Origin of the sequence: Neptunomonas qingdaonensis, assembly GCF_900113275.1 — a bacterium.
GTDB classification, from domain to species: domain Bacteria; phylum Pseudomonadota; class Gammaproteobacteria; order Pseudomonadales; family Balneatricaceae; genus Neptunomonas; species Neptunomonas qingdaonensis.
Genome location: NZ_FOOU01000001.1, coordinates 108,918 through 129,314, shown reverse-complemented (window position 1 = coordinate 129,314; position 20,397 = coordinate 108,918). Strand labels below are relative to the sequence as shown.

Below are 20,397 nucleotides of genomic sequence, written 5' to 3'. Positions count from 1 at the left end.
ACCCGCATCAGATGCGGGCAAAAAAGGAGGGTCAGAAACAACAAAATACTGACAAAAAATACAAGGATAAGTAAAAGAAACAACACAGATATTATGCGGCTCACCAACCCAATGCACACTACGGCATTAGCCTCAGTAAACTACTACTCTGGATTCGAAACTTTAGTATTAGTGCAGCATCCATGCCAAGCGGTGCCGGCCCTCAGCACTGCTGATAGATGCGGCTTCAGCATTACTAGTCCGCAGGGCCTTCATCATAAGATGCTGATAACTGATCATCTGACAACCTAATGACATCCGCGACTAACCGATTCAGTAGCGGCGTATGCAGCTGTCGCTGTACACGCGGATAACGAGGCGTATCGCGATCATTCAGGGCCGGATACTCCCAACCTTTCGTCAGGGCGATAAACTCTAATGCAAAGTCATGCCCGTGCTCGATACAACCGGCCAAAATAACATCGGCATAACTCAGCGCAATCGGGCAGGTATGTGTGGGCGCTACAATTTCACAGGCGTGGTAGATCCATAACGTCCCTTCGGGCAACTCAACTTCCTGATAAGTCTGTATCTGATGCGCTTCAATCCGTGATCGCTGATAACCACGCTCGCGTAGATCAAAGTGTTGGATCTCGCTTTCCGGCACCTCAACTAAAACGCCATTACAGATAGCGCCTTCACGCTGCACGACTGCGACGGAACTCATGCCAAAATCCGGAGACATCACTGACCATGACCTTTCATACCCAGAGACTTTAACCGGCAATACGCAGCCCGATTCCCCGGTAACTGCACGGCTCAGGCTGTTAATCAAACTGCCATAACCAAAGATGTAGTGCCTGTTTAATTTACTCATTTTTACGAAGCACCCCTCAGCGTGTTTTACTTGGAAATATTATCTTGTCGTATGCACATCCGGATAAGAACCTTGGCATTATATCATTAGCCGCGGTAAAACAGCCTTCGGACTTGGCTTATAGTGTTGAATCCGCTACTTTAGCAGGCTATAACTCATTTTTCGTACGGTCTTATGGTCATATGCGCCAAGTAATTATGTATGCGGATCTTTTCTGGTCCAGACTCCCCTCTATCCATAAAATTTTATCGCTTTTTTTGACCCTTCTGGTCTTGGCTTTCATGTTTCTTGGTAACAGTGATAAATCTCAAACACTAGCGCTGCCACAACTTATCTCTTCAGAAGCGGGCTTCACCGAATACGAATTCAAACTCACCACTATGACCCCTGAAAATTACGCTTACAGCATCACAAAAGGAGATTCTCTGAGCCAAATTTTCGATATGTTGCGGATTCCACAAGCAACGATGTACGAAATTCTGGAAACCGACCTTGCACTGCTGGCGCTAGATACCCTCAAGCCCGGCAACTCACTGCGCTTCTGGTTAGATTCCCGGACACAACAGCTGGATAAGCTTGAAATAGTCTTCAGTCTGGCACACACGGTGACATATCAACGGGTTGATGGAGGAGGCTTTGAATACAAAGAGTTAATTATACCGGGTGACTGGACACAGGAAGTACTCTCGGGAGAAGTCAAAGGCAGCTTTTACAATTCAGCATCCAAGGTAGGCCTGGACGCAGGCGACATCATGGAGATTTCATCGCTCCTTAAAGAAAAAATCAATTTTAATCGAGGTTTTCGCCTTGGCGATACATTCCAAATCGTACGCTCCAAGCAGATGGTAAAAGGGCAGGAAACCGGTGAAACACGCATCGAAGCGATTAAGATAATCAATAAGAAACGTGAAGTGACAGCCTTTCTTTATAACAATAGTTATTATGATGAAAGAGGTACTGGCCTGGAACGTGCGTTTTCCCGTTACCCTCTGGAAAGAAAGCTACGTATCTCCTCTAACTTCAACCCCAATCGCCGTCATCCTATTACCCGCCTGGTCAGGCCGCATAACGGCACTGATTTCGCTGCACCGATTGGTACTCCGGTGCTGTCAACCGGTGATGGTGTCGTCATTGAAGTGAAAAAACACGCCTATGCCGGGCTTTATATCAAAATCAAACATGGCCAGAAATATAAAACCCGTTACCTGCATTTGAAAAAAGCCTATGTGCGCAAAGGGCAAAGTGTATCGCGGGGACAGAAAATTGCACTATCTGGTAACTCAGGCCGCTCTACGGGCGCGCACTTACATTATGAACTACACATCAATAACCGTGCCGTCAACGCAATGAGTTCTGACATCCCGATCATGACAGAAATAGAGGGCAAAGACCGTATAGCCTTCAAGAAAATGGTAGCCAGGTACCAGAAGAATATGGGCTAAGGCCGTATGAAACTGCCTATACTAAGGATATCTACACCTGCTGATTTGTAGCATCTTAGACTTAATCTGGCACTGATAAATCCACGTGCCAGATTAAACCTGACAGCTATGACCCACAGCGGTCATTAACGTCTAAAGCAGCCTGTCGCTTTAGCTGTCCGCTGCTTATTGAAGCCCCTTATAAGGGTTTCCTGACATGGCACTATAATAGCTTGTCGATTGCCAGCACCCTGAATCTCTAGTAGATTATAGTAAATCGGGTGTGTAAATCCTTCCTATACTGCTTGTTAATCTGCTACTTGACCTGGATCATACCCTACTAGTAACTTCGGGTTTATTGTAAAAATAACCCCATATGGAGTCTAAAACATGACCACCAAAGAACAGTTAGTGGAGCAACACATCCGCGAGTACGAGTCTCGCAGTAAACATATTGATGAACTCTTCGCTCGTGCCTACGATGCGACAAAAGATCTGGGTGACGATCATCATATCAAAACCGAGCTCAATGAATATTTAGGGCAAAAAGCGAAGCTGGTTGAAGAAACCGAGAAATTCAAGAGAATGTCGGTAGATCACTGGCGCGAAGATACCATCCGGAATTCAGGACCTATGGCTATCTGGGATGTGCTTGCGCAAAAAATTGAAGATTTGATAGAACGTACAGAGAAATAACTAAAGACGTTATAGGCTGGCTAATGTCTGGCTATTTCGTCTTCAGCTTCAATAAACACCCGTTTTATTCCGGGGTGTTGTTCTATGGATTTATTAATTAAAGCACTAACCTGTTCAATACTATCTGCCGTTTCGCTACCGACAAAATCGACGCGAGTAATATTCGCGCTTATCTGTAGCCTGGATCTTGTAGTAGTTTAATAGAATTGTGTGGGTATAATTACTTCCTATACTCTCCCAATATTTTAAATATGATTTCACTCACCCTTTTTGAACAAGTATGACATTCTGCATCGGAATCAAGGTTGCCGAAGCAATCATGGCGCTTGCGGACACAAGAATTTTACAAAGAAGCGAGTAGGTCAATAAGAAGGCACTAACAAGTGATTCTTGCTACTTGAGCATTAATCCAACTATTAAACCAACCCCCTACATAAAATGATAGCGACAAACCATAGGCGCAGGTACCGCTCCAAACAGTTTTAACTTATCGCCATTCTACTCTGCCCCAATTATACTGGCGGCGGTTGCAAGTTGGGTAATATGGTCAGGGTATTTTGGAATAACCGCTCGAGCCATCCTGGCCATTGTTTTGCTCCTTGTACCTGATACATCTTTGTCGAAAATAGTTTATCGCACCAGCGCTGAGGAATTAAGTAAACTGTCCCCGGAATCTGATCAGCCTTGTTAATATCATGCAACCCTTGGCTTTATTTCTCTTTTCGCTACTTTTTGCAACGCAATTTCTGTAATTGAAGCGACTAGGATAAATCCAATAAGAATATAAGCAACATGACCAGATTTTTGGCTCACATAAACAAAAGCAAGAGTCATGGCAATAAAACTAAGCATAGCGGCAATAAGCACTAAAATGAATGAGCCCCCTGTTTGAGTAATGATTTTTATATGGCCAATATGGGTAACAGTATGCACAAACAAAATCGATATTGAGCCAATTGCAGCTATTTCTGACAAATCAAATAACAACGATAAAATAATGATCAATACACCACTAATAACTAACCCTTCCCGGCTGTGGCCAATGGGTTTGCCAAATGCCGCAGGCAGCTCACCGTCTTTTGCTAACTGATAAGTGACGTTTGTCACAGAATACAGGTTAGCATTGATAGATGATGCCGTTGCAACTAACGCTGTTAAGGCCACAACCGTAAAACCTATTTCACCAAATATGGGTAATGCCGCCTCTGCTAAGGCAAAATCTTTTGCTTCAATAACTTTTGCAACGGGTAAATTGCCAAAAACAGCAAAGGCGATAGCAACGTAAAGCACCATAACCAATAAAATAGCGGTCAACATTGCCTTGGGCAGCGTTGTAGCAGGGTCAGGCATATCTTCCGCTGTATTAGTAATAACCCGGAACCCCTCAAAAGCAAAAAAGGTGATCGCTATGCTAAAAAATATATCGTTGGGTGGTGGGTAATAACTGGGGGACAACAAAACGGGGTTTAAATATATAATTCCTGTTACAGATAAACCTGCCAATACCAAAAATTTTATGACTACGGTGATCCTTTCCCAAACAGCAACATCCTTTACCCCTTTGAGGTTAATCAATACAAATAGAATAATGATGCCAATGGAAAATATATTCCTCCACATTTGTGATTCAGCAATTGAGGGAAAAAAGGTAACTGCATAGTTGCCAAAGGCTTTGGCAACTAAACTTAAGGAAACTATGGCTGAGAAATAAAGCATAATCCCCATTGTTCCGGTAAAAAAGCCAACACCGTAAGACTGTGATAAATATTCTATTATCCCCCCAGAAGAAGGATAACGGGCACCTAGCTTGCCCATTGAGTAACCACTAAATAACGCAATAATTCCACCCATGATAAATGAAATATATACTGCACTTCCAGAGATGGCACTCGCCTCACCAAGCAAGGCAAAAATGCCTGCTCCAACCATCGAACCTACTCCCATAGATACGGCTGACCAAAACCCAATTGGCTTTTTTGATATATGCATAGGACTCCTTAGTTATTTATAAGGCTAATAGTTTATTCCATACCCTATGGCTTCCTTTCACTTTGGTGCCCATTTGAGTTTCAAGTAAAGAAACTCCAGGGACAGTTTACTTAACTCAGCCCACTTTAAGGAATTAAGTAAACTGTCCCCGTAACTTGGACGTAACTTCTAAGGCTGCTATGAGCAGGCCGATTCCGCCAATAATAAATATCCCCAGGCCAACATAAAAAATTATCTCGGTCACACGCTTTTCCTTTGTATGCGCTAACAGATTATTAATTGCCTATGGCTTACTATCACTTTGGCGCCCTATTTGGGTTCCAAGTAAACTTTACATAAGCATTAATTTATTATTAATCAAAGAGATAAGTGAATTTATTCGGAAGTGATTTTACAGAAAAGAGCCAATCCGTTGCCCGACACATTCAATCCCTATTCTAGAAACATATATCGTTAGTTATAAAGATCAATAACTTAGCACTTTATTTCCAAACTCAGAGCAAAGTGGCTCGTTATTTTGTTAACACCAGGCGATTATTCTTCGCCAATAATACGCTGGTAAAAGTGATACTCTTTTTCCAGCGCATCGGCGAGGTTCTCTGCAGATCTGAAGCCATGCCCTTCTTGCGCGTAGTAATGCGCCTCAACAGGAATTTGCTGCTGTTGCAGCGCCGACACCATCGCCCGAGTTTGCTCTGGTACAACAACGGCGTCTAATTCTCCCTGAAAAAAGATCACCGGTACTTTAATCTTGCTGGCATGCGCTAACGGTGAGCGTGCCTGATAAACATCTTTCTCGGTGACAGGCGAGCCAATTAGCCAGTCCAGATAATGCGATTCAAACTTATGCGTGGCTGTTGCTAACGCCAACGGATCTGTCACACCATAAAGGCTGGCACCAGCGGAGAATTGATCGGAAAAGGCCAGTGCTGCCAATGCCGTAAAACCGCCGGCACTGCTACCACGAGCAAATACCTGTTGTGGATTAATTAAGCCTTTATCCGATAAGTACTGCACCGCAGCTTCCGCATCCTCCACATCCGATATCCCCCAGCGCTTATGCAGCAACAAGCGATAAGCCCGGCCATAGCCACTGCTGCCTCTGTAGTTAAGATCCATCACAGCAAAACCGCGCTGCGTCCAATACTGTATACGTGGATTCAGCACCGGATAAGTGCAGGCGGTAGGGCCACCGTGAAAGAAGAACACCACCGGCGGTAACGAGCGGCTATCGGTTGATTGCGAATCCTCTTTGTTAGCATCGCTTTTTACAGGCGGGTAAAAAAAACCAAAGGCTTGCTGATCGCCTACCGGAAAACTGATGTGCTGCGGCAGAGATAAGTTATCCACAGCCAAACCGTCCACAACCGGGCTATCAGCAGGGGTTGACAACTGCCGGGTGTGGCCACTAAGCGGATCAATTTCAATTACTTGCGGCAAACTAGACAGAGCATTGGCAACCGCATAGATTTTATTCTGTGATTGGGTGATCGCCCTAAATTGGCTGTATTCGCTAACCAGTTGCTGAGCCACCTCGGCGTTTTTCAATTGTAAAAGATCTGCCGCGGCCTGCTGCAGGCGAATCACAATGACCTGCTGTTGCGACACATGATAATGATACCCGCCAAACTGCCAGGGAGCCGTTGTACAATCGGCGTCTACCTGCCAATAAGGCTGTAAGCGTTGCTCAGCAAGAAAATAACGGCATAAGTTCCACCACCCGGACTGGTCACTCATCGCCCAGATACCACCGTCATGATCGAACGAAGGCTGCAGGATTGAGGTATTCATCCCCTGTCCGGCCAGTATCTGCTGTCGCTCAATCAGGCCATCCGGCCCAAAAAAACCATGATGTAACTGGGTGGCGATCCATGGTTGATGGGGGTGATCCCAGCTAATAAACAGGCATTGCTGGCCATTCCCGGAAAGTACCAGCGAACTATAAAAGTCATGCCCTTCATGGAGCACCTCTATTTCGCCGCTCGTCAGAGACAAGGACACCAGGCGATTTATTACATTCTCGTAAGAATGTATTTCGCTACTATGCTGCTCCTCAATCATCAGAACCCTATGATGAATCGCATCATAAACAGGTTCACCAAAACGAGATTCCATAAGGAATGTTAACTGCTCAGGCTTTTCAGCGCTGATCTGTTGCCGATAGAGTTGCTGATCCCGCTTGTTGACAAAAACCCAGCTTTGCGAATCCAGCAGGCACCAGCTTAAACCACCGTATTCATGCACCCGGCTGCGCACATCAAAGTCTGGCGGTGTGAGGTTTTGTGCAACACCATTGGCATAGCGAATCAGACAGTTACGGCCGGCGTCTTCAGGACGATACTCCACCCAGAATAAAACACCGTCGGTATCGCAGGCGAGCTGGCCATAATCTTTAAGCCCGGCGACCGCCTGCTCAGCACTGACTTGGTTTGTGCCAGGATTTATGGATTGAGGGGTGAGTAGTTTAACCTTTGCAGAAGACACGGGAATTGCGTTCGTTACGATACAGTAAAGGCTCGGTAGCAGGCGCTTCAGCCTCAGCACGCGCTTGTAGAATCATATCGTGGTTTGGCGATTTACTGCAGACGGGGTCGGTATTGTGCGCATCGCCAGTCATCATATACGCCTGACAACGGCAACCGCCAAAGTCCTTCTCTTTCTCATCACAGGAAAGACACGGCTCCTTCATCCACTCATAACCACGAAAGTGATTAAAGCCAAATGATTCATTCCAAATATGATCAAGCGTATGCTCACGTACGTTTGGAAACTCAATAGGAAGCATTCTGGCGCTGTGACAAGGTAACGCCTGACCATCTGGCGTTACTGTGAGAAATACCTGCCCCCAGCCGTTCATACAGCCTTTAGGACGCTCTTCGTAATAGTCAGGTGTGACGAATATCAGCTTAATCGGATTGCCCGCTGCAGCCAGCTTAGCGCGGTATTCATTGGTGATACGCTCGGCACGCTCTAATTGAGCACGTGTAGGCATTAATTGCTGACGGTTCTCGAAAGCCCAACCGTAATACTGACACGTCGCCAGTTCTACATAGTCGGCCTCAAGTTCAACACAGAGCTCAATGATACGGTCGATCTGATCTATATTGTGGCGATGCGTAACAAAATTGAGCACCATAGGATAACCCTGTGCTTTAACTTCGCGCGCCATTTTCAATTTTTGCTGAAAGGCTTTTTGCGAACCTGCCAGCATGTTATTAACGGTTTCATCACTGGCTTGAAAGCTGACCTGAATATGATCCAGGCCGGCATCACGAAACTCTGCAACCTTGCGTTCACTCAGGCCAACACCCGAGGTGATCAAATTCGTGTAATAACCCAGATCGCGCGCCGCCTTAATCAGTACGCTTAAATCCTGCCTGACCAGTGGCTCGCCACCGGAGAACCCCAACTGGACGGCGCCCAGCTTACGCCCTTCTTCAAAGACCTTAATCCACTCCTGAGTAGTCAGCTCTTCGCTAAAGTCAGCAAAGTCTTTCGGATTGGAACAGTAAGGGCACTGTAATGGGCACTTGTAAGTTAGTTCTGCTAACAGCCACAATGGCTGCCCATGAGAGGGAGGTTCCGGTAATGAAGAGGGTTTCCCCTGACAACTGCCACTCATACTTACCCCCGTATCCAATGCTGCTTTATGGCATCATCAATAAACGCCAGCACATCGTCATTCAAGCCTTCCGCTTGCGGATACTTTTCCATCAGCAGATCAATGATCTGAGTCAGATTCCGCTTCCCATCCACCAGCGACAATATCTCTCCCGCCGGCCCATTCAGCTTGACCATCCCTTCCGGATAGAGCAATACATAAGACTGCTGCGCTTCTTCCCACTGGAACCGGAACATTTTTTCCAACACAGGGATCATCTCTAAGCTGGTCATACAGATAGCCCCCGATGATATACGCGCTCATCCGTTACCGTATGGTAAGGAGGTCTGTTCAGCTCGTAAGCCATGGTCATGGAATCCAGCATGCTCCAGAGGACATCCAGCTTAAATTGCAATATCTCCAGCATACGTTCTTGCTGTTCACGTGTCGTGTAATGATCCAGCGTAATGGTTAAGCCATGCTCCACATCACGACGCGCTTCGGTTAAGCGGTTACGAAAATACTGATACCCATCCGCATTGATCCACGGATAGTGAGTGGGCCAGGTATCCAAACGATTCTGATGAATCGTCGGCGCAAACAGCTCAGTTAAGGAGGAGCTGGCCGCTTCTTTCCAGTTAGCTCGCCGGGCAAAATTAATATAAGCATCCACGGCAAAGCGCACACCGGGCAACACATGCTCTTCGGATATGATCTCTTCGCGGGTTAAACCTACCGATTCGCCTAAACGTAACCAGGCTTCAATACCGCCTTCGGCTCCCTCATAACCATCGTGATCCAGTATCCGCTGCACCCACTGACGACGTGCATCACGATCCGGACAATTAGCCATAATCGCCGCATCTTTTATCGGAATACTGATCTGATAATAAAAGCGATTCGCTACCCAGCCACGAATCTGCTCAGGTGTGCAGCGGCCTTCGTACATAGCGACATGGTACGGGTGCTGAGTATGATAAAAGTTCCCCTTGGCTCGTAAAGCAGCTTCAAACTCTTTACGTGTCAATGGCAATGTATCTGTAAAACTAGTCGGGTTACTCATCAGCGCACCTACAACTCGATACTCATTCCGTCATAAGAGATCTCAATACCGTGCGCTTCTACTTCTTTGCGCTCGGCAGAGTCCTCATCCAGAATCGGATTGGTATTATTGATGTGGATAAGTATCTTGCGCGGTTTTTCCAGCGTATCCAGATACTCAATCATGCCACCTTCGCCGGATTGTGGCAGATGCCCCATGGTGACACCCAGCTTATCGCCAACACCGGCGGTAATCATCTCATCTTCCTGCCATAAGGTGCCATCGACCAGCAAGCAGTCGGCATTTGACATCAACGGGTTCAAATGGGGTTCGATCTTGCCAAGCCCCGGGGCATAGAACAGTGTTTTTCCACTGCGCGTGTCTTCTATGAGAATACCAATGTTATCCCCGGGATGAGGATCATTACGGTGTGGCGAATAAGGCGGCGCACTGCTACGCAAAGGGATAGCGGTGAGTTTTAGCTCCGGTACCTGAGGTACCACAAAACTGCTGCCTTCGGCATGGCTATCACTACTAACAGGGATTGTATGGCGCTCAATACCGCCATTCCAGTGCTTCAACATAGAGAACACCGGAAAACCTGTCGTCAGATCCTGATAAACCATATCGGTGCACCACACCTGATGCGGACAACCTTCACGCAGCATGAGCAAACCAGTGGTGTGATCAATCTGGCTATCCATATAAACAATAGCCGCAATGCCTGTATCGCGAATAGTACGGGCAGGCTGCATCGGAGCAAAAGACGCTAACTGTTCGCGGATATCCGGTGAGGTGTTAAACAGAATCCACTCGACGCCATCCACACTGACGGCAATCGAAGACTGCGTACGCGATTTAGCATTGAGCGTACCCTGCCGAAAACCCTTACAGTTGCGACAATTGCAATTCCATTGTGGAAAACCGCCACCCGCGGCAGAACCTAATACCTGTATTTTCATAAAAGACTCAGTGCTCGGAAGAGAGTAGTTATTATTCTAAGAGGGCACAGTACCGGGGAGCATGAACCCGGCACTGGCTTTGGCACTCCTTATTAAGAGTGCTAGAACGCTTAACGGTTTGCGAAGTACATTGTTACTTCGAAGCCGATACGCAGATCTTGATAAGCTGGCTTAGTCCACATAGAAGGTACCTCTCTTGTTGTTATTGAGTGCTCTTCAGAAATGTCTGAAGACTCATTTTATCATAGGAGAGGTCAATCTATACCTATATGGTACTTTGGAACGAAAAATTACCTGTTTTGGTCGTAGGAGATGACTCTTGCAACCAGCCCCAGGCACAAGCGCACTCTGATATGCCGCTTATAAATCAAGAGGTTATTGATACGGCAGGAAAGCAAAGCAAATGGAATAAACGAACAAGCTGAAGCGTGAGTTACCTGAGTTGACTATCTTTGCTGCCACGACGGTTTATTCCGCCGGCACTAACTTCCTCAGCTTCTAAGCTCGATTGGCAGGATACGCAATACTGTACACCCGGAACCGCTGCGCGTCTTGCTTCTGGAATGGCAGAATCACAGGCTTCGCAGAACTCGGCACTTTCTCCGGATTGAATATGGCTCCTTGCCAGCGTCACCGCATCTTCTACGCTAGCGTCAATCTGATCCTGTACGGCTCCGTCACGAGCCCAGCCTCCCGCCATGTCTAATACCTACTTCTTGTTATCAATGTGATAAATGGTCAATGAAGATTTTCACTTCAGCCCGTGATGACAGACCTTAAAGTCCCCTTCACTACCAAACAGATCTGACGATTATTTCCATGCTAAATAATATGCAGCGACTACTTTAACCTATATCACTTATTAAAGGTCTCTATTGTGCTGCAGGAAAGCTTTGCTGTAGATGGTTCAGTTCAGGCCGATGTTGCCAGGCGATGGCTTCAACGAGCGTTTCACCTTTGGCCAGGAGATGTATTTCAATGCAGCGCTTATCCTTTGCAGACACGCGGCGTTCAACTAAACCCAGCTCGCTGCAACGGTCAATCAGCATAACCGTAGCGTGGTGTTTGGACTGTAGCTTTGTTGATAACTCACTAATGGTTGCCCACTCTCTATCAGTAAAGCCTTTAAGGTGCAGTAAGAGCAAATATTGCAGTGAGGTTAAGCCGTGGCTTTTGCAGATATCTTCACTGTGACGCTGAAAGGCTCTTAACCGAAAACGAAAATCTGACAGATTTTGAAAATCCTGCTTGCTGAGTTGATTCACTTTAATTGTCCTTTCATTGATAAAACTCTCATTAATATAACTCTCGTCAATATAACTCTCATTGATAAAAATCTGCTTGTCAGTGATCAAAAAATGAACTATAAGATATATATCACAACATGATGTATATGGAGGCAACCATGAATATTTCATTAATCATTGGGCTACCTTTCTCTGCAAAAGGTTGGTCTGAACTACAGCAAAAAAATCTATCCATTCCCGCACTTGCCTGGCTTTTAGTGGTTCCTTTGTCTTTTGTGCCTCCGGTAATTATGTATTATGCCGGTACCCATTATGGCGACAGCTTTCTGCCTGGGTTTGGCGATAAAGATTGGCACTTTATAACCACCACCCTCTACTTAGCAGAGCTACTCACCTTTTTTGTTATGGGTTGGCTGATTCAATCGGTGCTGGAAGGGCACAAGTTACAAGTCAGTTACCATGATGCTTATCTTGTAGCAGCTATTGCACCCTTGCCTTTATGGCTTTCCTCATTAGCCCTGTTGGTGCCGGTGTTGCTGTTTAATATATTGATTGTAAGCTTAGCTCTAATCTTGTCCATTATCCTGATGTATCAGGGTTGTAAGGCATTGAGCCAAGGCTCAGGAAGTGATGTGGTTAGTATGTCAGCGACCTACACTATTATTGCAGCTTCTTTTCTGGCTTGGGTTTTATTGCTGGTCATTGTTTGGGCATACTGATGAGCTTGGGCCTACTGATGAGCTAGCCAACGAAAAAGGCGCTAACTATTATAGGGAAGCGCCTTTCTTTTAGTTAACGAGTAGCTAGACATAAGCACGGATCGACACCTTATGGTTCCCAATCTACTCTTTCAGCCGGTGAATACAGGCCTTAAAGTTCTCTTCGCTAGCAAATCATATCTGGCGATTATTTTCACGCTTAATAATATGCTGCAGTATATCTACCGTTAAAAACAGTGCTTCCCTTACCGTAAAAACCTACACCCTTGTGATAGTTCTATTTTAAAAAGACTGGGCTAAATAATAAGTATTCTGATTCCGTTTATCCATACGCGCCCGAAGCAATGTCCGTGGTATGTCTACTGTTACTAAACTAACAGCCGACAAAGACAAATGGAGTAAACGGCCCTGATAATGATTTTATAATTGACTGCTGACGCCGCCGAAAAAAGTTACTTTGACATATTCACTTGATAAGGCTCATATGTGTTATGTAAGTTGCGGGCAACCATCTAAAGTGAATACATTATCGCGCAATTCGCTTAATTCAGAATACTACTTTACAACAATTGCTTCCCTTGCCGAAAAGTAGAAGCTCCTCTCGTCTTTACTACCAATTGGAATTGCTTTAAATAGTATTGAGTACAAACCAGGAGCATCAACTAGTACTGCGTACTTGTAAATGATCTTTCCATCTGGAGCTAGCCGACCAAAATTTGGAGGAGTTTCTTCCCCTACGAATTTCCCCACATATAGCTTCTGTCCAGTTTTGTACGTATTTTGATCATCTACAGGTATCTGTTTTGAAACAGAAAGAGTTGTCTGGGCAAAGTTATATTCCACTACTTGTCCACCGGTACTTTGAGTAACCACTTCAACAAGTATAGTTTTTTTTGACGTGGATTCTTCAGGTAGTAAAACCTGCTCTGCTGTCATGGACACATTTATCGATGAACTCAGTTCTTGGGTTTGTGTGATAATAGCCCAAAGCCCACCCGATATTATGGCCAACGAAACCAACACACTCTGGATGGTAGGCGCAACTTCCTTAATTATGTTAAATTTCATAACTTAAAAGCTCATAACGACCGGTATCACTGAAAACAAGCGGAATAATAGACACATGACATTTGCAAAACCGTACTGCTTGTATTCCAGTAAATACCATTGCCGGGTAAGCTAACTGACAATAAATGCCAAATCCAGACTTAGCTCAGGATTTGCTGTGGCACCTTCAACAAGGAGTCCTTTGGCTAACAAGTCCCCTCTATGTTTGCTCTTACCCTTAAACACCTTAGGATAATTACACTCGTATACATTTTTTCTCTTCACGACTTCATTGTCTTTTTTCCATAGCTTCCTTACAAGCCTTAGAATCTCTCCCTTTTGATACACAATGACTCGTTCTGCTGGCTTATGCACATTTCCTAGTCCATCAAAAACTCGTGGGGATGGATCAAATGCGAAAGCTTTAACGCCAAGACGTACCGATACACTCAGTGCCAAACCACCACCGAGAGAATGTCCTGTAGCAACCACATCTTTATTACGATGCTCAATAAGATATTTCCTTATAGCCTTTCTCGCTTGACGATATTGAAAATTAAAAGGTGGGACCGATAAATTTGCCCAGAGATAATCGTTCTTGCTATCTGTACCTCGAAAAGCAAATACAACTTTATTTGTACCTACTTTTTCATAAATATTGTAAGCCAAGCCTGATATCTTGTGCACTTTTGCTGGCTTATCGGTTAGTTTTCCATTTAGATCTACTTGCTGCCATCCAAGTTTATTCAAATCAAAACGAACACGTTTAGCCTTTTTTTTATATGCATTTGCAGACATCATTGCATAAATTGCGAGATCTCCAGCGACTTCCGCTGTCATCGATTGAATCTTTTTCTTCATTGATATCTTCTATGTATAGTTAATGTTCAAGGTCCAACATTTTATTAGAGTTATTTAGATTAGCCCTACCTGAAGCTGTGAGTTATCGTTTTAATCTTCGATACCTCTAACGATACTGTCGGATTCATCATCTCTAAAAAAACACAGCCCTTCCTGGTTTATTATTAATCCCTGAGCGACTATGTATTCGCTCACTTTTATCGATTCAAACACGCTTAAATTCATTCAGATATTGGCTATTAGGCTTACTCTGGTCGAAAGCCGCCTGAGCCTTCCATCAATACCTCATTTCTCCCTGGCTAGCGATTATGTCGATATTATTTACCAGGCAGTACATTAAACACTAAGCGTTCATTTTCTTTTTGCGCTAAGTGTCAAACGCTCTAATCCTTTGTCGCCTTCAAGACTGTACTTTGTGCCGTGCTGAATTTGGCGGTTAACTTTTAACTGCCGTGCGCGTTGACCGAAGCGTTCAGGTTCGGTCCCTAAGTAATTTTCGTCAGGCGGTTTTTTTTGTATATTTTTTTATTATTAATATTGTTTTGGAGACCATTTCAAAGCTTCTTTTTCGCCGCGACTGACACCGCGCCCAAAATCAAATGAACTAGCAGTTTAAATTTTACCTCAGCATGATCCGTATTCTCTGAATTAATTAAAGCCTGAATTTCTGGACTTAGTTGTGAGATTGCGTAACACATGCAGACAGTATTGTTGCTAGAAAACAAATTGATAGGAAAGTGATGGCTGTCATATGTAGCTCTCCCTTTCTTTTTAAGCCTACACTTGAGAAAACCATATGTATCAGTTTTCACTTGCTATTTTCAGCATCCTCCCGGCTTTAGATATTTCTGTTTGAAGTAGTAATTGTTGTTCCAGAATATCCGGTGTTATTCGGGTTTTTGATAAAGCAGCAAGATTCGCTGCAATTGCTGATGCAATTGCTACTGAATACGAGGTTCCAGTCATTCTTGCTAATTTCCCACCGTGATCAAAGGTCATTACGGATCCAGGCGCATAAAAATCGACACCCTTGCCATAGTTAGAATACCCTGCAGGTGCGCCTTCGTTCTCCGCGCCGACAAACACTACTCCAGGTATTTTTGCATGCTCCATCTTTTCTCTCTCATTACCTGCGGCAACCAGGACTAACGAATTTTTGGCCGCTTGAGCAAGGCTTCTTTTCACAATGTCTGAGATTGGCCCTAACGGAATGACTATGACTTCAGGTTTGGCTGCAATAGCGCGATTTATTGCTTCAAGTATTTTTGCTTCTGTTCCACCACCGCTTCCATCGAGTGCTTTTACTACTTTCACGTTTGCTGAAGGTGCTAATGTTGCTATAACAGACGCAACGCTTTCGGTATGTGGAAGTAAGCTATCATTCACATCTCGATCCTGCTCAGATAATGGCGCCACTCGGCTTCCGAACGGAGCTAGCTTATCAAATGCACCAAGTACGAGAATTAAATCTGGTTTCCTTGCAGAATCCATATGCTGAATTACCTGAGAAAGCTGGCTAGCACCCATTGCACTGATCAAAGGATCTGAAAGAATGCCGGCTTCAAGTTCGGTGAACCCTGGGTATGCGGTGGACACTAATGATTGCGAAGATGTCGTCGCTTCTATGTCAATGTTCGACCGGGCATCAGCCTCAAGAGCAGACACCATTCCATAAATTTTATTTTTTTCTTCATCACTTTGAATTGAATCACTTAAAAATCTCAAATGTGTGATTGCTTGTGCATAATCTTCGCTAACTGACGACAGGTAGGCAGCCAGCTTCTGCAATTCTGGACGCTTGGTGTAACGATGTACTAAATGCTTGATACTATCATAGGCATTTTTTGCTTCTTGTTGGACTGATGCATCATTTCCACTAGATGCTTTAATAGCAATTTCTGCTGCGTTTTTGCGGATCATCCAGAATGTACGAAAGTCTGTTGGTTCGAGAGCAGAGTAAAAAGAATCTTCTTCTGCATAATGGGCTTGCACGAAACGCATTGCTATTTCTTCAGCTATTGTTTGCGCTTTACCCTCAATAGGTATGGCAAAACCATAGGCGTTGTTTGATGCAAAACTGGAAGAGGCAAGACCAATAAATTTATCTCCCTGTTTTTCGAGCAACAAAGCAATTGAAAGCGCCCCTTTATGCTGTGAGTCGATGCTTAAAAGGCTATTCAAACCTTTAGTTTCTACCTTTGATCCAGCGAACTCGATAGCTATATCTAATGCTTTTGGTTGTCCTGAGGCTTGCAATAAAGATGGCGCTGGCTGGGATACACGAGTCAACGCCTGTATACCATATGCATCAACAGCAGTAACCGCTGCTTCATTAATAAACGCTACATTTCGCCCGTGTTCCGCAATACGTCCGATAATGCCAACTGCAACGGCATCGGCAAGTCCTAATGCGTCGCTTTCCGGAATCCCGTGTACTAGAATTTGGCTGAGTTTTTCAGGCACTTCGATCGATCGATTAGAATCCCATACCCAATGCCCCCAACCCACGGCAGCCGCGAGAATGAAGACGAAAGATACAATTTGTAGGAATAATGTCATATTCAGACCTGGTGATTATCTTAGAAATAATTCCGTTCACGTTCCGATAAAATTGAATTTCAACGTAATTAAAACTAACGCGGCCAATAAGCGTTACTTTGGCTTAATTACTTGAGAAAGCTCAAACAACTCACTTCTCTACTTACAACGAGCAATACAAGTTCCGTGCCAGCAGTCATCATTACCTAATGAGTTGAAATAAATGGAAATATCCAATATGACCTGATTATTCACTCACCTAAGCGGGTCAAAATTCACCCACCATCTTCAGTAAATAATCACAACAGCGTAATCTTTTTACGGGCAATCAAAGGGTTACTGTTCGGCTGAGCCGGGGTATAAACAACCCGCATATCGATAAAACGATCATTGCCTAAAACCAAACCTTTATTTGTCGCCCCAATATAGTCTGCAAGGTCTTGCGACACTTGGCGCAAACAGGGTTTTCTGTCCAAAGATAAAGATATAACAGATACTCAGGTGCATGAACTAGCAAAACAGATTTAATGATGATTTTCAGGCTGGAAAATATGCTGATGTATATCAGCCGATAAAACCCCACACCCTTTGTGATAGTCCAATGTTAAAAAGACTGGACTCAATACGTGCACTAACACTCTTTATTAAAGTATTTCAGTGAGCCCAAAAAAGCGCCCTCGTTAAGGATCGAGGGTCTGGCACTTACGGCTCACCCATTATTAAAGCAGGCACCCCTTTTTCAAAGTCAATCGGCATGGAAACATGCTCATGCACGACGAACCACTCGCCGCTTAACTTTTGAAAACAAACAGTCGTACGACACCAGGGCTGTTCATCTGGATTAGCTATTTTGCTGCCGCTAACCTTTGAATAGAAATGCATAAAAGCCAGATCGTTGCCTGCATATAATTTAACTTTTCTTCTGCTTACTTTCGGTGACTTTCCAAAATACGGAAAGCAGGAATTCCATAACGCTTTATATTTCTCACATCCAACCAGTTGAGTTCCTATATCAAATACTTCTACGTTTTCGATATAGTCTTTTGCTAGTGAACCTGAATCGCAATTCGCTACTGATTTATCCCATTGTGAAGTTAAGTGAATAATTTCAATATTCATTTTCAAACCTATATTTGTCTAATGAAAGTGATTACTGACTGCAGGATGTCGCTTTTCCTTTATTTACTTATTGATTTAAGTTCAGGTTTGTCTTTCCCTCGCCAATACACCATACAAATCAAGGCTGTGACAGTACCAAAAAATGCACCTATCAGATGAGCCTCGGTTATCACTGACATATCGCCAACCAGACTTTCATAACCAAGGTGTGAACGTATCGCCTCAACCAATACTTTCAGCCATATAATGACCAAGCCTGCCCAAAATACCTTGTCTCCATCACTGGCCAGGCGCACCGAGAAATAGGCCACTAGTGCGTGTAGCAGACCTGACAGGCCGTTATACCAACCGAGACTTGGGTAGATATATAATAAAGTTACGCTGATTAGCGCCGCAAAAATAAAACTATACAGCAACAGTTCGCCTGATTTTATCCTCAGAAAAAACGTGAAGTAGATAATGATTGCCGCCGCAATATTTAGAGCGAAATGAAAGCTGTTGGTGTGCACTAAATGGCCGGTCCAGATTCGCCAAATCTCTCCAGATAATAGTTGCTGTCGGTCGAGCTCCAACACCTCCCGATAGCTCTGGAGTAGCCAAAGACAAAAAACAAACGCACTCGCACCCAGAACTTTGCCCCTTGCCGCCCGCATAAGACCGCTACCTTTTAGCCATCCTTAAAATTGCCAGTCCGGCCAAGATCAACAAAAATGGCCATTGAATTCCGCCACCCCCGCCATATCCCTGACTGTGTGTTATCTGCACACTCTTATCCTCTTTTATCTTTTCCTTGAATCGGTCAAGTTCGACGGCCAGATTATTTGTCATGTCTGCCACAGCTAATTCGAAGCCCTTTTCTCTCACTCCTCTGTTCACCTGATCCACTTCCACCAACGAAGAGGATTGTTGAACATCACTGACGCCTGGCGCACGGAACAGCATTTTTCTGGAATTGACATCGAATACAGCGGTATCGACAAAAGTAGTCGCCTGATTCTGGTTTCCCTTTATGAAATAAGCGCCAACAATGGTCCAGTACAAGACGGAGCTTTTCGTTTCCGAGGTAACGGCGACCTGGTCATAGGATACCAACGCAACTATGTCTAAACCGTATAACCGCGCTATCTGCCCCACGCCCTCAAACCCTTTAGAGGAGCGCATGTAGGTTTCTGGAACAATGGTTATTTCTTTTACGTAATCCAGTCCAACAAATTTCTGTTTAACCACTTCAAGCAGTTGGGTTTTTTTGGCTTCTGGCAGCGAAAAAGATGTACCTTTCTCCGACGGAACAAACGCCAAACCAACGGTAAGCGGAAGACGCAGATGCGGTGTGGTTTCATCATGCTTTGGAGGGACCTGACCATCTGGATACAGATAATCGACGAGACTACTGGAAACGCCTCTACGCCCCTCCAGCCCAAAATATGATGCACATGAGGTTAAAAACAAGGCGATAACCGCAAAGAAGCACACTTTACTAATCAGGGTTTTCATAGATTCTCCTTAGCAAAAATATTTGCAGCGCCTAAGCCTCAAACAGCTTTACCAAGTCCGCCTGCTTTGACTTGATACTTATTCAGTCTTCTCCCCCAGCCACTGCAGTCGCGGTACGCAGGAAGACAACCAACCAAAAAAGAAGAAGACCTATTAATTGCTACAATACCACTCATCCCTAATATTATGGTATCGATTTAAGTGTCAGATCTCTGTATTTATGCAGCGTCAATTACGCAGCTAAAGGTAGGCTAAATGGACGCTTCAGCAACAAAACAGATCAGAGGAATATTTCCAGAAAAACCACAAATCCAAATATGACAAAAAATGCCATATTTGGCGTAATTCATGTCACTTTATTTTATTTCACTGATTTAACCAACCGCTAAATAATTCCATAAAATACATTAAAAACAATTAGTTAAATATATATTTCAAAAGCTGGCACTGTCATTGCTATATCTATAGTAATTAAACAAAGATACGTGGAGATACAACAATGACAGATTCACATGTAGAACAAGGCGTTGAAGTAATCGGTGTAGTTCCATCAATTCTGATGGTGGTGGGAGGCTTGGCTATCGCTATTTTGCCCGCCATTGTGCAGGTTGTTATTTTAATGAAATAGACACCCTGCCCACCCATTTTTTGCCGGGGCCGCCCCGGCTTTTTCACGTCTGCTATTTGTATGAGCCAGGTATACAAGCGCGATATAAGTAAGGCAAAAAAAGAAATAAGGCAGCAGCGGCTATTCACGCAAAAGAGATATAGATAACAAAGAAGATGAAAGAAGAATTAGGGGTTG

20 protein-coding genes are annotated in these 20,397 nt (G+C 44.3%); 4 read left to right on the top strand and 16 right to left on the bottom strand.

What is annotated here, in order from left to right; translation table 11 throughout:
- Positions 1–235 precede the first annotated feature (235 nt).
- Positions 236–856, bottom strand: a complete 621-nt coding sequence (locus BM099_RS00570; protein WP_090723057.1) for a gamma-glutamylcyclotransferase family protein — start codon at positions 854–856, stop codon at positions 236–238.
- 182 nt (positions 857–1,038) lie between these two features.
- On the opposite strand from BM099_RS00570, the gene BM099_RS00565 reads away from it, so the two are divergent.
- Together BM099_RS00565 and BM099_RS00560 are read left to right on the top strand one after the other, a co-directional pair.
- Positions 1,039–2,298, top strand: a complete 1,260-nt coding sequence (locus BM099_RS00565; protein WP_218150131.1) for a peptidoglycan DD-metalloendopeptidase family protein — start codon at positions 1,039–1,041, stop codon at positions 2,296–2,298.
- Between the two features lie 369 nt (positions 2,299–2,667).
- On the top strand, positions 2,668–2,973 hold the full coding sequence (locus BM099_RS00560; RefSeq protein WP_090723056.1) for a hypothetical protein: 306 nt from the start codon (positions 2,668–2,670) through the stop codon (positions 2,971–2,973).
- Between the two features lie 693 nt (positions 2,974–3,666).
- On the opposite strand, the gene BM099_RS00555 is transcribed toward BM099_RS00560, so the two are convergent.
- From BM099_RS00555 to BM099_RS00515, 9 genes are all read right to left on the bottom strand, one after another.
- Positions 3,667–4,962: an APC family permease gene (locus BM099_RS00555; protein ID WP_090723055.1), complete on the bottom strand. Its 1,296-nt coding sequence runs from the start codon at positions 4,960–4,962 to the stop codon at positions 3,667–3,669.
- A gap of 534 nt (positions 4,963–5,496) precedes the next feature.
- Positions 5,497–7,446, bottom strand: a complete 1,950-nt coding sequence (locus BM099_RS00550; protein WP_198064081.1) for an alpha/beta hydrolase family protein — start codon at positions 7,444–7,446, stop codon at positions 5,497–5,499.
- Entirely contained in the window at positions 7,427–8,584 is a 1,158-nt protein-coding gene (gene pqqE / locus BM099_RS00545; RefSeq protein ID WP_090723054.1) for a pyrroloquinoline quinone biosynthesis protein PqqE, read from the bottom strand. Before pqqE ends, BM099_RS00550 begins: the two co-directional genes overlap by 20 nt.
- Before the next feature lie 2 nt (positions 8,585–8,586).
- Positions 8,587–8,856, bottom strand: a complete 270-nt coding sequence (gene pqqD, locus BM099_RS00540) for a pyrroloquinoline quinone biosynthesis peptide chaperone PqqD (protein ID WP_090723053.1) — start codon at positions 8,854–8,856, stop codon at positions 8,587–8,589.
- Positions 8,853–9,626, bottom strand: coding sequence for a pyrroloquinoline-quinone synthase PqqC (gene pqqC / locus BM099_RS00535; protein ID WP_090723052.1), 774 nt, complete (start codon positions 9,624–9,626; stop codon positions 8,853–8,855). The genes pqqD and pqqC overlap by 4 nt, the downstream gene beginning before the upstream one ends.
- Before the next feature lie 8 nt (positions 9,627–9,634).
- Complete coding sequence (gene pqqB, locus BM099_RS00530; RefSeq protein ID WP_090723050.1) at positions 9,635–10,567, bottom strand: pyrroloquinoline quinone biosynthesis protein PqqB; 933 nt, start codon at positions 10,565–10,567, stop codon at positions 9,635–9,637.
- A 110-nt stretch (positions 10,568–10,677) separates the two neighbouring features.
- Entirely contained in the window at positions 10,678–10,749 is a 72-nt protein-coding gene (gene pqqA / locus BM099_RS00525) for a pyrroloquinoline quinone precursor peptide PqqA (RefSeq protein ID WP_084332595.1), read from the bottom strand.
- A 251-nt stretch (positions 10,750–11,000) separates the two neighbouring features.
- Positions 11,001–11,267: a DksA/TraR family C4-type zinc finger protein gene (locus tag BM099_RS00520; protein ID WP_090723048.1), complete on the bottom strand. Its 267-nt coding sequence runs from the start codon at positions 11,265–11,267 to the stop codon at positions 11,001–11,003.
- Between the two features lie 172 nt (positions 11,268–11,439).
- Positions 11,440–11,832 (bottom strand): MarR family winged helix-turn-helix transcriptional regulator, encoded by a 393-nt coding sequence (locus tag BM099_RS00515; protein WP_198064082.1) that lies wholly within the window; start codon positions 11,830–11,832, stop codon positions 11,440–11,442.
- Positions 11,833–11,972: 140 nt separating this feature from the next.
- Between BM099_RS00515 and BM099_RS00510 the strand changes: the two genes are divergently transcribed.
- Entirely contained in the window at positions 11,973–12,533 is a 561-nt protein-coding gene (locus BM099_RS00510) for a YIP1 family protein (protein ID WP_090723045.1), read from the top strand.
- A 555-nt stretch (positions 12,534–13,088) separates the two neighbouring features.
- Here BM099_RS00510 and BM099_RS00505 read toward each other — a convergent pair.
- The 6 genes from BM099_RS00505 to rhlP form a co-directional block, all read right to left on the bottom strand.
- Positions 13,089–13,601 carry a hypothetical protein gene (locus tag BM099_RS00505; protein ID WP_090723043.1) on the bottom strand — a complete coding sequence of 171 codons (513 nt, stop codon included), beginning with the start codon at positions 13,599–13,601 and terminating at the stop codon, positions 13,089–13,091.
- Positions 13,602–13,712: 111 nt separating this feature from the next.
- Positions 13,713–14,441 (bottom strand): Tle-like phospholipase domain-containing protein, encoded by a 729-nt coding sequence (locus BM099_RS00500; protein WP_090723041.1) that lies wholly within the window; start codon positions 14,439–14,441, stop codon positions 13,713–13,715.
- An 801-nt stretch (positions 14,442–15,242) separates the two neighbouring features.
- Positions 15,243–17,000 (bottom strand): S8 family peptidase, encoded by a 1,758-nt coding sequence (locus BM099_RS00490; protein WP_090723036.1) that lies wholly within the window; start codon positions 16,998–17,000, stop codon positions 15,243–15,245.
- Positions 17,001–17,681: 681 nt separating this feature from the next.
- Complete coding sequence (locus BM099_RS00485; RefSeq protein WP_090723033.1) at positions 17,682–18,098, bottom strand: YybH family protein; 417 nt, start codon at positions 18,096–18,098, stop codon at positions 17,682–17,684.
- 59 nt (positions 18,099–18,157) lie between these two features.
- Entirely contained in the window at positions 18,158–18,751 is a 594-nt protein-coding gene (gene rrtA / locus BM099_RS00480; protein WP_090723031.1) for a rhombosortase, read from the bottom strand.
- Positions 18,752–18,758: 7 nt separating this feature from the next.
- A complete protein-coding gene (gene rhlP / locus BM099_RS00475; RefSeq protein ID WP_090723029.1) occupies positions 18,759–19,592 on the bottom strand; it encodes a rhombotarget lipoprotein in 834 nt (277 codons plus the stop codon).
- Positions 19,593–20,091: 499 nt separating this feature from the next.
- On the opposite strand from rhlP, the gene BM099_RS20760 reads away from it, so the two are divergent.
- Positions 20,092–20,220: a hypothetical protein gene (locus tag BM099_RS20760; protein ID WP_269750461.1), complete on the top strand. Its 129-nt coding sequence runs from the start codon at positions 20,092–20,094 to the stop codon at positions 20,218–20,220.
- Positions 20,221–20,397 lie beyond the last annotated feature (177 nt).

Excerpts from the sequence above, each read along its gene's own strand:
- BM099_RS00570 (WP_090723057.1), bottom strand. The coding sequence starts at position 856 with ATGAGTAAATTAAACAGGCACTACATCTTTGGTTATGGCAGTTTGATT.
- BM099_RS00565 (WP_218150131.1), top strand. The coding sequence starts at position 1,039 with ATGCGCCAAGTAATTATGTATGCGGATCTTTTCTGGTCCAGACTCCCC.
- BM099_RS00560 (WP_090723056.1), top strand. The coding sequence starts at position 2,668 with ATGACCACCAAAGAACAGTTAGTGGAGCAACACATCCGCGAGTACGAG.
- BM099_RS00555 (WP_090723055.1), bottom strand. The coding sequence starts at position 4,962 with ATGCATATATCAAAAAAGCCAATTGGGTTTTGGTCAGCCGTATCTATG.
- pqqE (WP_090723054.1), bottom strand. The coding sequence starts at position 8,584 with ATGAGTGGCAGTTGTCAGGGGAAACCCTCTTCATTACCGGAACCTCCC.
- pqqD (WP_090723053.1), bottom strand. The coding sequence starts at position 8,856 with ATGACCAGCTTAGAGATGATCCCTGTGTTGGAAAAAATGTTCCGGTTC.
- pqqC (WP_090723052.1), bottom strand. The coding sequence starts at position 9,626 with ATGAGTAACCCGACTAGTTTTACAGATACATTGCCATTGACACGTAAA.
- pqqB (WP_090723050.1), bottom strand. The coding sequence starts at position 10,567 with ATGAAAATACAGGTATTAGGTTCTGCCGCGGGTGGCGGTTTTCCACAA.
- BM099_RS00520 (WP_090723048.1), bottom strand. The coding sequence starts at position 11,267 with ATGGCGGGAGGCTGGGCTCGTGACGGAGCCGTACAGGATCAGATTGAC.
- BM099_RS00510 (WP_090723045.1), top strand. The coding sequence starts at position 11,973 with ATGAATATTTCATTAATCATTGGGCTACCTTTCTCTGCAAAAGGTTGG.
- BM099_RS00505 (WP_090723043.1), bottom strand. The coding sequence starts at position 13,601 with ATGAAATTTAACATAATTAAGGAAGTTGCGCCTACCATCCAGAGTGTG.
- BM099_RS00500 (WP_090723041.1), bottom strand. The coding sequence starts at position 14,441 with ATGAAGAAAAAGATTCAATCGATGACAGCGGAAGTCGCTGGAGATCTC.
- BM099_RS00490 (WP_090723036.1), bottom strand. The coding sequence starts at position 17,000 with ATGACATTATTCCTACAAATTGTATCTTTCGTCTTCATTCTCGCGGCT.
- BM099_RS00485 (WP_090723033.1), bottom strand. The coding sequence starts at position 18,098 with ATGAATATTGAAATTATTCACTTAACTTCACAATGGGATAAATCAGTA.
- rrtA (WP_090723031.1), bottom strand. The coding sequence starts at position 18,751 with ATGCGGGCGGCAAGGGGCAAAGTTCTGGGTGCGAGTGCGTTTGTTTTT.
- rhlP (WP_090723029.1), bottom strand. The coding sequence starts at position 19,592 with ATGAAAACCCTGATTAGTAAAGTGTGCTTCTTTGCGGTTATCGCCTTG.
- BM099_RS20760 (WP_269750461.1), top strand. The coding sequence starts at position 20,092 with ATGACAGATTCACATGTAGAACAAGGCGTTGAAGTAATCGGTGTAGTT.